Below are 208 nucleotides of genomic sequence, written 5' to 3' on the forward strand. Positions count from 1 at the left end.
TAAGACGACGTTGAAGAGTTCGGAGTACTTTGCGCGGGTAGTCCCCGGGGTTTTCCGCCTGCAGCTTGGATAGAAGTTCGCTGCTGGTCCGCCACGGCTCGGCCTCGAACCATTCGCGCAGCTGTGGCGTGGCTTTGACGAGCGGATCGGGGCGTCGTCGCTCTCGCTTCGGCTTCGCAATTGGCCTGTCGGTCGGGCGTCCCGTTCC

Annotated in this window: 1 pseudogene; it reads right to left on the reverse strand. The window is 63.5% G+C overall.

Annotated features, from left to right (window positions below):
* Positions 1-208: pseudogene (locus AC5ZG5_RS46720) on the reverse strand (ISNCY family transposase); the annotation flags it as partial.

The sequence above is a fragment of the Bradyrhizobium sp. Ses1 genome (assembly GCF_059512365.1).